Genomic DNA, 14,264 nt, shown 5'->3' with positions numbered 1-14,264 from the left:
GCCCGCCAATGGGCCACTTGCACGACCCGTACGCAGACCGATCGCGGGAGGCTTGATATGGCGCCTGAAGGCCAAATAGTAAGAAAATTCCATGAAAATTAGCTTTGACATGGATTTGCTAAGAACTCTTGTCGCTTTCGCGGATACCGGAAGTTTCAAGGCGGCATCTCAAATAATATTTCGATCTCAGCCAGCCGTCAGTACACAGATGAAAAAACTTGAAGAGATGGTTGGAGTAGATTTGTTCGTCAAAAAGGGACGGGAGATCGTTTTCACCGAGAGCGGAGCAAAATTTGCTCTTCAGGCGAGACAGATATTGTCCCTGCACGACAGAGTGGCCGACGATTGGCGCAGAAGAATAGTTTCAGGAAAGGTAAGATTTGGGATTCCAGATGATTATGCTCAGATTGTGCTTCCGAACATATTGAATAATGTCATCGATAAATATGAAGATTTATCCGTCGACATATTGACTAATACATCGCCAATTTTGATAAAAATGCTCCAAGATGGTGAACTGGATCTCGCGGTGATTGCGACATCGTCTCCGCTGGAGGATGATATTGTTCTGCGACGCGAGGAGGTCGTGTGGGTCACGGCCCCTGATCGCGACACGCACAAGCAATCCCCGCTTCCGCTGGCTTTGTTCTCGGATGATTCCCCTGTTTATCGGACAACTTTGGCGGCGCTGCAGCGCTTCTCAACGTCAGGCGGGGAAGAACCGCTGCGCTTCCGTATTGGCGTCACGAGCAAAAGCTGGGTCGTGCTGACGACCGTGGCCGCCAACGGCTATGCCGTCACGACGATGGCGAGAAGCGTCGTTTCGAGCGGTTTGCGGATTTTGACTGAGGAAGACGGTTTTCCCCAACTCGGGCAGATCGCCCTTGTTCTGCGCGGCACGCCCGATAGCCAGTCGATTGCCACTTCGCACCTGGCTCAGGAGATTCTCGATTTCTTCAAGGCGAAGCCAGTGCCAAACTGAAGATCGGCGCCGATAGCGGGCGCTTTGCGATTCCCGCCGACCTCGGTCTCAAGGCAATCGCTCATCTAGTTCCCGAATCGGCTTTGCACATAGGCAGGTGATTTTACACCCGCTCCGGTCAACAGGATAACGGTGGTCTCTCTCGCATCAATCTCTCCGGCCTCGACCAGCGATTGAAAGGCTGCATTGGCAACGGCGGAGGTCGGCTCGACGAACAGGCCCGAGGCCGCCAAGTCGAACAGCGCCGCTGCGATCTGGTCTTCCGATACGGCCACCATCTTGCCGTTCGACCGCCGGATAGCCTCCAGAACCTGACGCAAGCGTACAGGAAAGCGGATAGAGGCTCCCTCGGCAATGGTCGGCGCCACATCGATCGATAAGGCATCGAACGTGTTCGCCCGCCATGAAGCTGTGATCGGCGCGCAATGCGCCGGCTGAGCCCCGAACAGGCGAGGCAGTCGATCGATCTGGCCTGCTGCGAGCAATTCGGAAAAGCCAATGTCGCAACCTAGGACATTGCTGCCCGCGCCGGTCGTGATGATGACATTGTCGGGCGCCTTGTAGCCCAGATCTTCCCATATCTCGTACGCCGTCATCTTCGTTCCCTGAAGGAAGAAGGGGTGCCAGTTGTGGCTCGCGTAAAATATCTTCTCGGCCTGTCGCAGCGCCTCGCGCTCGGTTGCGTCGCGCGGTCCCGGCACTAGTTGCACCTCGGCGCCGAAAACCTGCATTTGTGCGATCTTGGCCGGGGACGCGCTCTCCGGAGCAAGGATGCGGACGCGCATGCCCGCGGCAGTACCATAGGCGGCAATCGCGGCGCCGCCATTGCCCGAGCTATCCTCCAGGATAGCGGGGACGCCCAGTTGCTTCAGAAACGAGACCATCACCGCGGCCCCCTTGTCCTTAAAGCTGCATGTGGGTGAAAACCATTCAAGCTTGAACAGCCCCGTCTTGCCGCCGACCTTGCGTTCCACCATCGGGGTACAGCCTTCGCCAAGCGATACAGGCTGGCCGATCTCAACCGGTAAGGCCGCAGCATAGCGCCATAGGGTTCGGGATGCTTTATCGATGTCATCCCGCGAAATTCCGGGAAGCGATTCAACCATCAACGGAGAACCGCTTTCTGCGCGCCAACGCGGTTCATCCATATCATAAGTCTTGTTCGTCGACGGATCGACAAATCTGGCAGGCGCTGCGCTCATCTGGAATTCTCGAATCAGGACGTCATTCGCCGGCATTGGCGAAGTGCGCGCATATCGTCCGCGGTGCGTGCCTCTTCAAATCAGTAATGTCGAAGCGAGACATTCGAACTAATCAATTGTCCGGGGCTGGTCGCACCTTATCGTCAAATTTCCAGTCTGCCGGGTCGGGCAAGCAGGGGGGCGGCGAATATGAAACACAAATGGGGGCGAACGGCCGCTCGGAACATGATCCTGCTTTCCGGCATGGCCCTGCTTACCGGCATTCCAAACGCGACGGCGCAGTCGAGGCCCGGCGCCGCCGCGCTGACGTCTCAACCGGCGCTACTGCGTCTGGACGACGGCGGCCTTGTCGCGATCCGTCAGGGATGGTTCCGCGTTCCGGAAAACCGGGCAACGAAGGACAGTCGCCAGATCGAATTGCCGTTCATCCAGATTCCATCGGCCAGCAAAGATCCCGCGCGCCCGGTCATTTTCCTGCTTGCGGGCGGTCCCGGCAGTTCGTGGATCGATTTCTTCAACGGCCCCCAAGGCCGTGAGCAGGTTCTTTTCTATCGTCAGTTCGCCGATGTCGTCCTGTTCGATCAACGTGGCGCGATTCATGCTGCACCGGCTCTCGACTGTCCTGCGGTCGAGCGCATTCCTGCCGCAACGCCGCTGACTGATGCCGTCTATATCGACGCGATGCGCAAAGTGGCTATGGCGTGCAAGACGGGCTGGGAAAAGGCGGGCGTGGATCTGCGCGCTTATGAAACCATCGCTAACGCCGCCGACGTCGATGCCTTGCGAGCCGCATTGGGCTATGGCCGGATCAGCCTGATCGCTGGCAGCTACGGGTCGCATCTCGCGATCGCGCTCATGCGCTATCACCCGCAATCGATCGAGCGGGCGATCATCTGGGGAATGGAGGGGCCGGACGATACATACGACATCCCCGACGGAATCCTGCAAAGCCTGAAGACGCAGGCGGCAGCAGCGGAAGCCGACCCCAAACTGCGTCCTTATCTTCCGCCGGGCGGCCTGATCGCGGCATTGCGGACGGTTGTGGCCCGGCTGCGCGAACGGCCGACGACGGTGGAGATCGAAGGCGGCGGCACCATCACCCTCGGTGCCCTCGACCTGCAACGTGCGCTGACAACCCAAGCGAATCGCGGCGGCGAATGGCCCGCCTTCGTCACTGCGCTCTATCGCGGCGACTATCGTCCGCTCGCCGATATAGCGCTGCGCCAGCGCGATATCCGGTTGAGCCGCAGCGTGCTTTTCGCGATGGACTGCGCCTCGGGCCTCAGCGAGGTGGGACAGCGCCTGATCCGCGACAGTCCCGCGACACCGCTGCTCGGCGACATCAACCTGCCTTATTTCGCCACCTGCGACATCTGGGACAGCCCCGATCTCGGACCCTCGTTCCGCGCGCTGCTCCAAACTGACATTCCGATCCTGTTGTTCCATGGCGACTGGGACGTATCGACGCCGCTCGCCAACAGCCAGGCGGCGATACGCGGTTTCTCGAAAGGCAAATTCGCGGTCGTCCACGGCGGCACCCACGGCGTGTGGGAAGAGCTGTTCCAGTATTGGATGCCGCTGCGGAGCACCGTGCGCGACTTCATGCTCGGCGACGATCCTGACCTGCCGGCAGAGATTGCTCTTCCGGCGATCGATTACCGTATCCCTGAAGAATGAGGCAGCCGATGTCCTTACCTCTCCACAGTGAAGAACAGATCGCTGGACCGCCCAGGATTGCAGGAGACCATTCGGGCGGCTTTCGCCTTCCAGAATCCGGTTCGTTCAACGCATGTCCTATGCGCCGCGTCCGCACTCGCCCTCAGCGTAGGGTGTGATCGCGATGCATGACCGAAACAAGGATTGCCTCGCTGCATTGCGTGAAGGGAAAACAGGCACCTGGATTCGTCCGCGCATCTCCGGCGCGGATGCGCTGGGCCATGTCATCAGCGGCGGAGACGTCGATGCCGCCGCCGAACGCTTCGTGCGTTTCGCTCCCATCTTGACCATGCTTTTCACCAGCGGCGCGTGGGATGGGCATATCGTGTCCGAGCTGCTTGATTTTCATGGCCCCGACGATGCCAACTGGTTGGTGAAGGGCGATCATGCGCTGCCCATGACGGGATCGATCAAGGCGCGGGGGGCGTCCATGAACTGCTCTGCATCGTCGAGCAGATCGCGCTCTCCAACAACCTGTCCCTGGATCGGCTGACCACTCCCGAGGCGCGATCGATCCTTGGCAGCTATCGGGTCGTGGTCGCCAGCACCGGGAACCTTGGATATAGTATCGGGGTCGTTGGACGCGCTTTTGGGCTGGTGGCGGAAATTCATATGTCCGCCGACGCGAAGGCATGGAAGAAGGATCGTCTTCGCGACATCGGCGCCGATGTCGTCGAACATGCGTGCGACTATTCGGAGACAATCGCCCGTGCTCGCGTCGCTGCGGAGAATCGCCGCGATACGATGTTCGTCGATGATGAGGGTAGCCGCCATTTACTCACTGGTTATGCCGTGGCCGCGGACGAACTTGCCCGCCAGCTCGATGCCCGTGGTGTTCGCGTTGACGCCGAGACGCCGCTGGTGGTTTATTTGCCTTGTGGCGTCGGCGGCGCTCCGGGCGGCATCACCTATGGCTTGAAGCGTCGCTTCGGCGACGCTGTCGCCACCGTGTTTGTCGAGCCGGTGGCATCGCCGTGCGTGATGGTGGCATTGGCGTCGGGCCTCGCGTCGCCTCCCTCGGTCTATCAGTTCGGCTGCGACAATGGCACGATCGCGGACGGTCTCGCCGTGCCCCGCGCCTCTGCGCTGATGCTGGATGCGGTCGGCGAGGCGATTGACGCGGTGGTGGCGGTAACGGATTCGGCGATGCTCGATTGGGTCCGGACCGCCTGGAACCGATCGGCGTTGCGACTGGAGCCGTCGGCGGCAGCCGCCTTCGCGGCGCATGCCCCGTTCAATCTCGCCGCCAAGCACGAACCGGAGTGGCCGAGACTCGACAGGGCGACACATCTGTTCTGGGCAACGGGTGGCTCGAAAGTCCCGGATCCTGAATTTACCGCGCTGTTGTCGCCGGACTACGCCGACGCAGAAGGATAGATGAGGGGGATGGCCGTGACCGCTGGAGATTATTCAGGACGCCTGATCCATGACTGTATCGCGCTACGGGAGAATGACGAAGATTCTCCCCGTGGAAGCTGCATCGCGCCAGCGAGATTCCGATCAGTTGCATTGGCGGCGTTCGTTTTCAGTTCCCTGGCCGCCCAGCCTGTTCTCGCCAGGCAACCCTATGACATTCTTGTAAAGGGCGGCACGATTTATGACGGGTCGGGGCAAAAGCCCTTTCGCGGCGATGTCGGCATCCGGGACGGCAGGATCGTCCATGTCGGGCGCCGCACACAGGGGCGTGCCTTGCGGACCATCGACGCGCGCGGAAAAGCCGTCGCCCCCGGCTTCATCAACGCAATGAGCCAGACGGCCCTTTCCCTTTTGACCAGTCCGTTGGCCGAAAGCGACCTACGGCAGGGCGTCACTCTGGTGGTCGTGGGGGAGGGAACGTCTGCGGGACCACTGACGCTGGGAATGCTGGAGGAACTGCATCGGAGCGGCGGGGTGCCGGCCGATCTACAATGGCGGACATTGGATCAGTTCGCGAAGCTGCTGAAGTCGCGGGGAATCGCGGTCAATGTCGCGTCATGGGTCGGCGGTTCGACCTTGCGCCAAAATGTCGTGGGCCTTGCAGATAGGGTGCCATCGGCCGACGAGCTTGCCCGCATGCGAGCGCTGGTCCGGGAGGCGATGGAAGACGGTGCATTGGGAGTTTCGACCGCACTCATCTATGCGCCGGGAGCCTATGCGAAGACCGACGAACTGGTCGCACTTGCCGAACAGTCGGCGCAATGCGGCGGTCTGTTCGCCAGCCATATCCGCAGCGAAGGCGATCGCTTTCTGGAAGCGCTGGACGAGCTGATCGCCATCTCGCGTCGCTCGGGCGCACCGGCCGAACTTTTCCACATCAAGGTCGGCGGCCCCGCCAACTGGCCGGCGATGCCCATCGCGCTCAACCGGATCCAGGCCGCACGCGAGGCGGGAATCCGCATCAGCGCGAACATGTACAGCTATGCCGCGTCCGGCACTGGACTCACCGCGTCTATTCCCCCTTGGGTACAACAAGGTGGGTGGGATGCTTTCATGGCGCGGATCAAGGATCCCGCCATCCGTGCGCGGGTCATCGCCGAGATGCGCGATCCCAAGCCGGATTGGGAAAATGTGATGCGCGGGGCGGGCGGTCCCGATGGCGTGGTCCTTTCCTCCTTTCGAACCGATGCGCTGAGGCGGTTGGCCGGCAAAACGTTGGCCGAGATCGCGAAATTGCGCGGCACCGACCCCGAGGAAACGCTGCTGCAACTCATCGAGGAAGACGGCAGCCGGATCGAGGCCTTCTATTTCACCATGAGCGAGGACAACTTGCGTCTGCAATTGCGCCAACCCTATGTTTCCATCGGTTCCGACGCGGCGGCGCTTTCGATCACGCCCCAGATCATCAAGAGCGGCGCGCATCCGCGCGCGTTCGGTACCTTCGCCCGGATATATGCGAAATACGTCCGCGAGGAGAAGGTGCTGACGATGCAGGAAGCGGTGCGGCGCATGACCAGCCTTCCTGCCGCGCACTATCAACTGGGCGATCGCGGCTGGCTGAAGCCCGGCTTCACGGCCGATGTCGTAGTGTTCGATCCGGCGCGGATACGCGATCGCGCCACCTATCAGCAGCCTTTCCGCTTTGCCGAAGGGGTGGAGGAGGTGCTGGTCAACGGGGTGCCCACCGTCGTCGGCGGAGAGCCGACCGGCGCGCTTGCCGGCCGGTTCGTGCGCGGGCGGGCGTGGACCGGCCGCAAGGATGGCGGATGTCGCGCCGCTGCAAATGATTGGCCCTGGCCGCTCGCGTAATGAGCAGCGCAAGTCATTTAGGAGAAGATCATGCTAGCCCTGACCGCACTTGCCTTGTCCGTGTCCGGAGCGCCGGTCGACGATGCCGCCATTCGCGCGTGGGTTCGTGAACGAGCGACACCGGTCCGCACCGTGGAGATCGTCCCGGACGACGAAGATCTAACTCCCATCGGCAAGCTGGCAGAAAATGCGCGGGTTTTTGCCTTGGGGGAGGAGGGGCATGACGCCCGCGAATTCTGGAAGCTGCGCAATCGCCTGTTCGCCTATCTGGTCGAGAAGAAGGGCTATACCGCGATCGCCGCGGAGACCGGCTATGGCGGCTCGATCGCGGCCAATGACTATGTGCTGGGCGGAGATGTCGATCCGGCGACAGCGGCCAGGGGTGTCTTTTCCTGGACCCCAGGCGCCTATGCCGAAAATCTCGAACTGCTCAACTGGATGCGCGCCTATAATGCGCGCCGGACGACGAAGCGGAAGATCCAATTCTATGGGCTGGAGATGGTCGGCTGCATGCGGCCGGACGGCGCATCATTACTGGCAGCGACATCCACCTATCTCGCGCGCGTCGCCCCAGACCATACGCGGGATCTGCGCCACCGCCTTTCGGCCATGGGTCCTACGTTCAATCGTGCCGCCTATCCCCCGCTGTCCGAGGAAGCGCGCAGCGAGATGACGGTCGCGGCACAGGATCTTGTCTCGCTGTTCGAACGCAATCAGAAACCGTGGATCTCCAGGTCATCGACCAAGGAGTATTTCGAAAATTACAGGCTGGCCGTGGCGGCACGCCAGTTCGCCGCTAATCTCCGCATGGTGAATCAGGGACGCGACATCGCCGACGCCGAAACGCTGCGGTGGGTATTGGAGCGCGAGGGGGCGGACGGGCGCGTGTTTGTTTTCGCCCACAATATGCATATCACCAAATGGCGCGGGCAGCCGGACGATCCGTTGATGCTGCACAGCAGCTTCGGTGAACTGACGCACGATTATCTGGGCGATCGGCTCCAATCGGTTGCGACGGTGTTCGAGGGCGGTGATGGCCGAGATATCCTGGGCATTTTCCGGCCGGCCAACCGGACCTATCGGATCGCGCCGACGATCGAGGGAACCGCCAATGCCCTGCTCGCGGGAGTTGGCTCCGATCGCTATTTCCTGTCGTTGAAGGACGACGGGGCTTCACCCGCTGCCAGCCGGTGGCTGACGACGCCGACGCAGTTTTGGAATCTCAATACGCCAGATCAGGACACGCTGATTCCATCGGCGGCGTTCGACGGGATCATCTTCATCCGGTCGCTTACCCCGCACGTGCCACTCGCCGCAAAGCCTCTTCAGCCCGAGGCGTTCCCCTGTGAGCCCGGGGTACCGGAGCGATGACCGGGATGCAGGCTCATATGCCGTGATCGCCAGCCTTCTGTGTGCCGCGCCGGTCCAGGCGAAAACGCAGGACGGTACAACCGGTCGGCGTACCGCCTCAGCGCGCCACGGACGCGGGAATCGCGGATTGAATCGCGCCTGCGCCAGCAAGAATATTTGCGCGCGCGCCGCGATTTCGATTGGCCTGCTTCACGATTGACGCTCAACTGATCGTCTGCAAGGCTTGATTGCGTGGCGAATATCAACCTCGAGCTTTCTCTTCTCCGCACGCTGGTCGCCTTTGCCGACTCGGGCAGCTTCAGCTTGGCCGCGCAACTCGTGGGGCGAACCCAGCCGTCCGTGAGCATGCAGATGCGCCGATTGGCGGACTTGGCGGGCAATGAAATTTTCGAGCGGCGTGGACGCCATATCAACCTGACCGACTTCGGTATCAAGATGGCCTTGCAGGCCCGTGACATGCTGACAATGCATGACAGAATCGTTGATGATCTACGCGGTTCGGTAGTCCAAAACCCTATCCGCATCGGGATTCCGGATGATTATGCGACGATCGTTTTGCCGCGGATCATGGAACATCTGGATCGACTTCACCCGAACGCCCCGATGAACATCACCACCAGTACGTCGCCCAAGCTCAATAGGTTGCTTGAAAGCGGCGATCTCGACCTGGCGATCGTCGCGACGGCCAGCCCCGAAAAACGTGATGTCTTCATTCAGCGGGAAACGATCGTTTGGGTAAGCGCGCCCGATCATGACGTTCATCGTCGCAACCCCCTGCCTCTCGCCCTGTTTTCCGATGAATCGCCGATCTACCGGGCAACCGTCGCAGCGCTGCCGGAACTGAAATGTCCCAAGGGCAATGTTCGCGACATCGATATTCGGTTGCGTAGCGGCAGTTGGTCGGTGTTGACGACGGCGGTGACGCATGGATTTGCGGTGGCGACAATGGCGGAGGCCGTCGTTCCGCCGCATTTGCAGATCATGCGTGAGGCGGATGGCTTTCCGGACATCGGCCATATCGACATCGTCTTAAGGCCGACATCGGACAGCCAGTCGGTCACCACGGCCAAGCTCATCAAGGAAATATTGAAGACGTTTCAAAGCGAATCTCACCCGGTTTAAGTGTCGGAAGCTGCACGTCATGACGATCGGCGAATCTGCGCGTCTGCACGTCGTCTAATCGCAGAGAGCAGGCCAGCGCGGAACGCGTGAACGATCAAGGGGATCTATCCCACGCCCCTGGTGGAGATGTGCGTCCCAGAACCGACCGCCGTGCCATCGAACAACGGAAACCGTGCTGCCGTGGCAAACCTCAGGTTCAAAGCTTTGCGGTATGATCAATGACTTGTTGGTCGAATTTCAAGGATTCAGAGCGGTGCTCCGGCGAGATTCGAACACGCGGCTTACGGTTTAGAAAACTGCAGTTCAACCAGCCAACTCAACCCCGCATACATCCGGGAGCCGCAGAAATCTGCGGCTTTCAGAGCTATGTGACCTGTTCCGAAAGCGTCAAGCAAGAATTAGGTCACAAATTTGGACACAAAGCGGGCGATTGGAATGGCCGAAGCGACCAGCTTTCCCGGTTCATCTTGGAATAGCATCGCAAGGTGGTGCGACTGTGCTGACTCTGCGAATCTCCTCCTTGGTCCTGACGCCCTTAATCAGCGACTACCCCGTAAACAGGGGATTGAAATCGGACTGCCGGGCGACGAGGCTGCCCCATCGCGTATGGACCGATGCGCAGGCCCATTGAAGCATGAGTGAGCGAGAGACGTGAAAGCGAACGTCGTCATTGTCGAGGACGATCCTCTCGTCGCCGCTCATGTAGGACGCGGCGTGGCAGCGCATGACGGCTTGTCACTAGTGGCCACGACAGGCACGCTTGCGGGCGCACGGGCTTTGCTCGACCGGAAGGTAGATCTGTTCATCCTCGATCTCGGCCTTCCCGACGGAAGCGGGATCGAACTGATCGAGGAAATCCGCGCACGAGGCGGTCTGGAACCGAAAATACTCGTCCTTTCGGTGCTGGGCGATCAGGACACGGTGCTGGCAGCTGTACTTGCAGGGGCGGACGGCTATCTGCTGAAAGACATCGACAGCCTCGACGTCGGCCGGCAAGCCGCCGATGCATTGATCGGCGGCGCGCCGCTGTCGCCCAGCATTGCGGCTTATGTGCTGCGGCACCTGCGCCGGCAGCGCGAAGACGCGAAACCCGACGACACGGACCCGCCACTGTCGCCACGCGAAATCGAGCTGCTGCAGCTGCTGGCGCGCGGGTACAGTAACCGGCAGGCGGCGGCCGAACTCGAAATATCGCCGCACACGATCGGCGATCATGTGAAATCGATCTACAGAAAGCTCCGGGTGAGCAATCGGGGCGAGGCCATGGTGCGTGCCTTTCGCAGCGGATTGCTGCGCCAGTGAGGATAGTGCCCCGGTTGAGGGGATGGCGTCGCGCGCTCGCGATCATCCTAGGGGTGCAATTGCTGTTCTGGGGCGCCTATGCGCTCATTGTCGCCGGCCTGCAGCCGGCGGGCACGCTGGAGCTTTACCGGCTGCCCGCGGCGCGGGCGTTGCTGGCGTCCGAGCAGGGCCAGTCGAGCGCTTTTGCGGCCGGGCTTTCAGGGCCGGCCCTGCTGCGCATCCCTGGCTGGCAGCCGGTAATCCTGTATCCCGCTCGGGCGAGTCTGTTGACGCGGGACGAAACGGCGACCGGGATTGAATGGTCGCTCACCTGCCTGGAAAACCCCTGCCCAAAGGCGGTGACTGCCTATGCCGGGCCTTTCGACCCTATGGACCAGGCGGCCGACTGGGAAAAATTCCTGCGTTTCGACATGGTATGGCTGGTCGTCGCAACCGAAATCATGATGGGAGCGGCGCTGCTGGTGCTGTTGCCGGTCAACCGATTTTCACGCCTTCAGGGTATTACCGGCCTGCTGCTCATCCTGGTCGGCGTCGATGCCTGGCTCACGACTTTTGGGGCACTGAGCCTGCCCTATGGCTGGTTTCCGCTGCTGCGCTACGGCACGGAATATCTGATGTTGACGATGGCGGCGCTTGCCGTGAACGGCTTTGTCGACTGGCGGCCGCGCGAGGCCTGGGCCGCCTGTGGCTGTTTCATCGTCGTCTTCACCATATTGCTCGGGACCATGATCGCGGGCGCCAGCTTCGCGGCAATCGTGCCCTGGCTCGATGCGATCACACTGACCCTGTTGCTCGGATATGGCGTCGTCGCTTTGCTGCGGATGGGGCGGACGGCGCCGGGGCCGGCGATCCGGGTACTGGCGATATTGCTCGTCGCCCTTGCCTCGATTGCCTTCGACCTGTTCCTCCTGCCGCCGCCGACCGGCTTCGCGCTGCAGGCATCGGTTCTTGCCCCGCCGCTGACGATGTTCGGCATCCTGTTCGAGATCGCGTTGCAGGGGCATCGGCTCAATCAGGAGGCGGAGGAGGCGCGCAGCGATCTGGAGCGTCAGGTGCTCGAACAGGACGCGAGCCTGCTGCGCTCATCGCAATTGCTGCGTCATCAGGAGCGGTTGATCGCGATCGACGCCGAGCGCCAGCGCCTGCTGCGCGACATGCACGACGGGGTGGGCGGTGTGCTGACACACCTTCTCCTCGATGTCCGCGAGAATCGACTGACTGCACCAGAAATCGAACAGGGACTGCAATCCGCGGTCGATGACTTGCGAAATATGGCGAGCGCGATCGACGCAGGCAACGAACCGATCGACGAAGCGCTGGCGATGTTCCGGGAACGCATGGTGGGCCGTCTCGTCCGATCGGGCATTGCCCTGGACTATCGCTGCACGCTGCCGATCCCCGCGCCGAGCCTCGACGTCCGGCGGTTGCTCAGTCTCTACCGGCTGCTGCAGGAAGGCATCGCCAACACATTGCGCCATGCGTCTGCGACGAGGATCGACCTTGCGGTGGAGCAGGGCGACGATGGCGCCATTCTCGTCATCTTGTCGGATGACGGCACGGGATTCGAGCCCGATAGCGCCGCCGGCGCGGCGGGCGAAGGGCGAGGTTTGGCCAACATGCGCCACCGCGCCGCCCAGATGGGCGGCCGCCTTGGCATCGAAAGCGCGGCCGGGCTGGGTACGCAGCTGACCTTGGCCATCCCGATCGCCTTTGCCGCAGGACGAAAAGCGTGAACTGATCACATTATCATCCCGGCATCCCCTGAACGCGGGATTGTTGTGACGGCCCCAAGGTGGGAAATTTCATCGCTGACGTAACCAACGCCAGTCCTGACGGGACTGGCGCTCGCAGCGTGGGCGGTGAGGGGGAAGGTCGAAGTGCCGGGCAACCGCAAGATCATGAACACCGAGCGACAGGGGCTTGCGGCGGTGGGGGTGAGCCTGCCGATCGCGTCAATGTGCCTCACCGGTGTTCGGCGAAGAACGCTTTTTCCGAACTGGAAATTCAGGGGAGTTGGATAATGGTATCTCGACGCATTGTATTGGGCACGGCGGTGGGCGCCGCGACGATCGCTTCGCTTCCCTTGTTCGCCGCGGAGAATCCCGCCAGCGGCCCGATTGCGCGCTATGACATAAAGGCGGGGACGGTTTCCGGCACGGCTGCGATGGGCACTGGCTCGATGATAGGCATGATGCTCGGTGGTCGAACGGGCAACAATGTCCAGCATGAGCTGCTGTTGCGGCTGGGATCGTCGCAAGTCGCGACCAAGGGCGAGCCCAGGGCAGAGCATTTCATGCCCGCCGCAGCCAGGCTCGGCAAATCGGTGCTTCTGAGCACACCCAGGGTGGAACGCGAAGAGGGGGATCAATTGCCGCAGAAGCCGAAGGGCCGGCTGTTGCTCTTCTGGGGCTGCGGTACGAATGTGCCCAAGGGGCAACCCGTGGTCATCGACTTTGCCAGGGCTGCTGCCGGCCAGGCGCCTGCAGGCATATGGACGACCACGATCCCGCGCGATCGAGGGCCCAGCTTGCAGAATAGCCGGACGTTCGGTCATTGGCCCTATGACGATGGCAAATCCGCAAAGCCGGACAGCTCGTTGATCGGCGCGCATCGCATCGCCAGCAACTATGCGCCGGAAATAGGTTTCACGGCCACCAGGGACTTCATGCAGCCCTTGCAGGTTACCAACCGCCAGCAAGCCGGTGGTGCAACCATGCTGAGCTGGAACAGCATTGCTGATGCGACCGGATATCTGGCGTTTGTCACCGGCGGCAAGATGGGGCCGAATAGCGAGATGGGTGATATGGTGATCTGGACCAGCAGCGCCACGCGTCAATTCGGCGGCGGGCTGTCGGACTGGCTTTCGCCGGTTCAGGTGGCCGGTCTGGTGAAGGACAGGACCATCCTGCCCCCTGCCGCCACAAGTTGCGTCGTTCCGGCCGAAGTGCGGCAGGCAATGCCGGACTTCAGCTCAGGCACCTTGACCGCTTTCGGGCCGGAAGAGGATTTCTCCTATCCGCCGCGCCCGGCCTCTGCCGCCGCCGCCTGGCGGCTCGAATGGACGGCCCGGATCCGGCATCGTTCCGTGACGAGCTGGGTGGAAGCGCAGGGCAGGTCGATGGGTGCCACGGGGCTGCCGGGTGGGCAGGCGCGGGAGAAACAGGAACCGCAGAAGCGGTGCAAACCCAAGGGTCTTGGCGGAATGCTGGGTGGGATCGTACGCGGTGGAGGCGGTTGCTGATTTCCTCCCCTGTGGCGAGGCAAACCCCGAATTTACCAACATTATCGTACTGACATCCCCTGAACGCGGGATTGATGTGGCGCTGTCGGCGCAGCACAAGTGC

The 14,264-nt window shown here is 61.6% G+C and carries 11 protein-coding genes; 10 read left to right on the top strand and 1 reads right to left on the bottom strand.

Annotated elements, in window-relative coordinates; genetic code table 11:
• Positions 1-91 precede the first annotated feature (91 nt).
• Positions 92-982: a LysR substrate-binding domain-containing protein gene (locus H3Z74_RS10105; protein ID WP_187763730.1), complete on the top strand. Its 891-nt coding sequence runs from the start codon at positions 92-94 to the stop codon at positions 980-982.
• Positions 983-1,047: 65 nt separating this feature from the next.
• Here H3Z74_RS10105 and H3Z74_RS10100 read toward each other — a convergent pair whose 3' ends face one another.
• Entirely contained in the window at positions 1,048-2,184 is a 1,137-nt protein-coding gene (locus H3Z74_RS10100; protein WP_187763729.1) for a threonine synthase, read from the bottom strand.
• A 225-nt stretch (positions 2,185-2,409) separates the two neighbouring features.
• Between H3Z74_RS10100 and H3Z74_RS10095 the strand changes: the two genes are divergently transcribed.
• The 9 genes from H3Z74_RS10095 to H3Z74_RS10060 all read left to right on the top strand — a co-directional run bounded on the left by H3Z74_RS10095 (position 2,410) and on the right by H3Z74_RS10060 (position 14,161).
• On the top strand, positions 2,410-3,861 hold the full coding sequence (locus tag H3Z74_RS10095) for an alpha/beta hydrolase (RefSeq protein WP_187763728.1): 1,452 nt from the start codon (positions 2,410-2,412) through the stop codon (positions 3,859-3,861).
• Positions 3,862-4,015: 154 nt separating this feature from the next.
• Entirely contained in the window at positions 4,016-4,393 is a 378-nt protein-coding gene (locus H3Z74_RS24375; RefSeq protein WP_229727011.1) for a PALP domain-containing protein, read from the top strand.
• Positions 4,306-5,277, top strand: coding sequence for a D-serine ammonia-lyase (locus tag H3Z74_RS10090; protein ID WP_326838814.1), 972 nt, complete (start codon positions 4,306-4,308; stop codon positions 5,275-5,277). Before H3Z74_RS24375 ends, H3Z74_RS10090 begins: the two co-directional genes overlap by 88 nt.
• 132 nt (positions 5,278-5,409) lie before the next feature.
• Positions 5,410-7,125, top strand: coding sequence for an N-acyl-D-amino-acid deacylase family protein (locus tag H3Z74_RS10085; RefSeq protein WP_229727010.1), 1,716 nt, complete (start codon positions 5,410-5,412; stop codon positions 7,123-7,125).
• A gap of 30 nt (positions 7,126-7,155) precedes the next feature.
• Entirely contained in the window at positions 7,156-8,496 is a 1,341-nt protein-coding gene (locus H3Z74_RS10080; protein WP_187763726.1) for an erythromycin esterase family protein, read from the top strand.
• Positions 8,497-8,727: 231 nt separating this feature from the next.
• Positions 8,728-9,618, top strand: a complete 891-nt coding sequence (locus H3Z74_RS10075; RefSeq protein ID WP_187763725.1) for a LysR substrate-binding domain-containing protein — start codon at positions 8,728-8,730, stop codon at positions 9,616-9,618.
• A gap of 651 nt (positions 9,619-10,269) precedes the next feature.
• Entirely contained in the window at positions 10,270-10,920 is a 651-nt protein-coding gene (locus tag H3Z74_RS10070) for a response regulator (protein ID WP_187763724.1), read from the top strand.
• Positions 10,917-12,653: a sensor histidine kinase gene (locus H3Z74_RS10065; RefSeq protein WP_187763723.1), complete on the top strand. Its 1,737-nt coding sequence runs from the start codon at positions 10,917-10,919 to the stop codon at positions 12,651-12,653. Before H3Z74_RS10070 ends, H3Z74_RS10065 begins: the two co-directional genes overlap by 4 nt.
• A gap of 287 nt (positions 12,654-12,940) precedes the next feature.
• A complete protein-coding gene (locus H3Z74_RS10060) occupies positions 12,941-14,161 on the top strand; it encodes a hypothetical protein (RefSeq protein WP_229727009.1) in 1,221 nt (406 codons plus the stop codon).
• Positions 14,162-14,264 lie beyond the last annotated feature (103 nt).

Origin of the sequence: Sphingomonas alpina (assembly GCF_014490665.1) — a bacterium.
Taxonomy (GTDB): Bacteria; Pseudomonadota; Alphaproteobacteria; order Sphingomonadales; family Sphingomonadaceae; genus Sphingomonas; species Sphingomonas alpina.
Note: the sequence above shows the minus strand (reverse complement) of the source record. Positions and strands in the feature narration are given on the sequence as shown.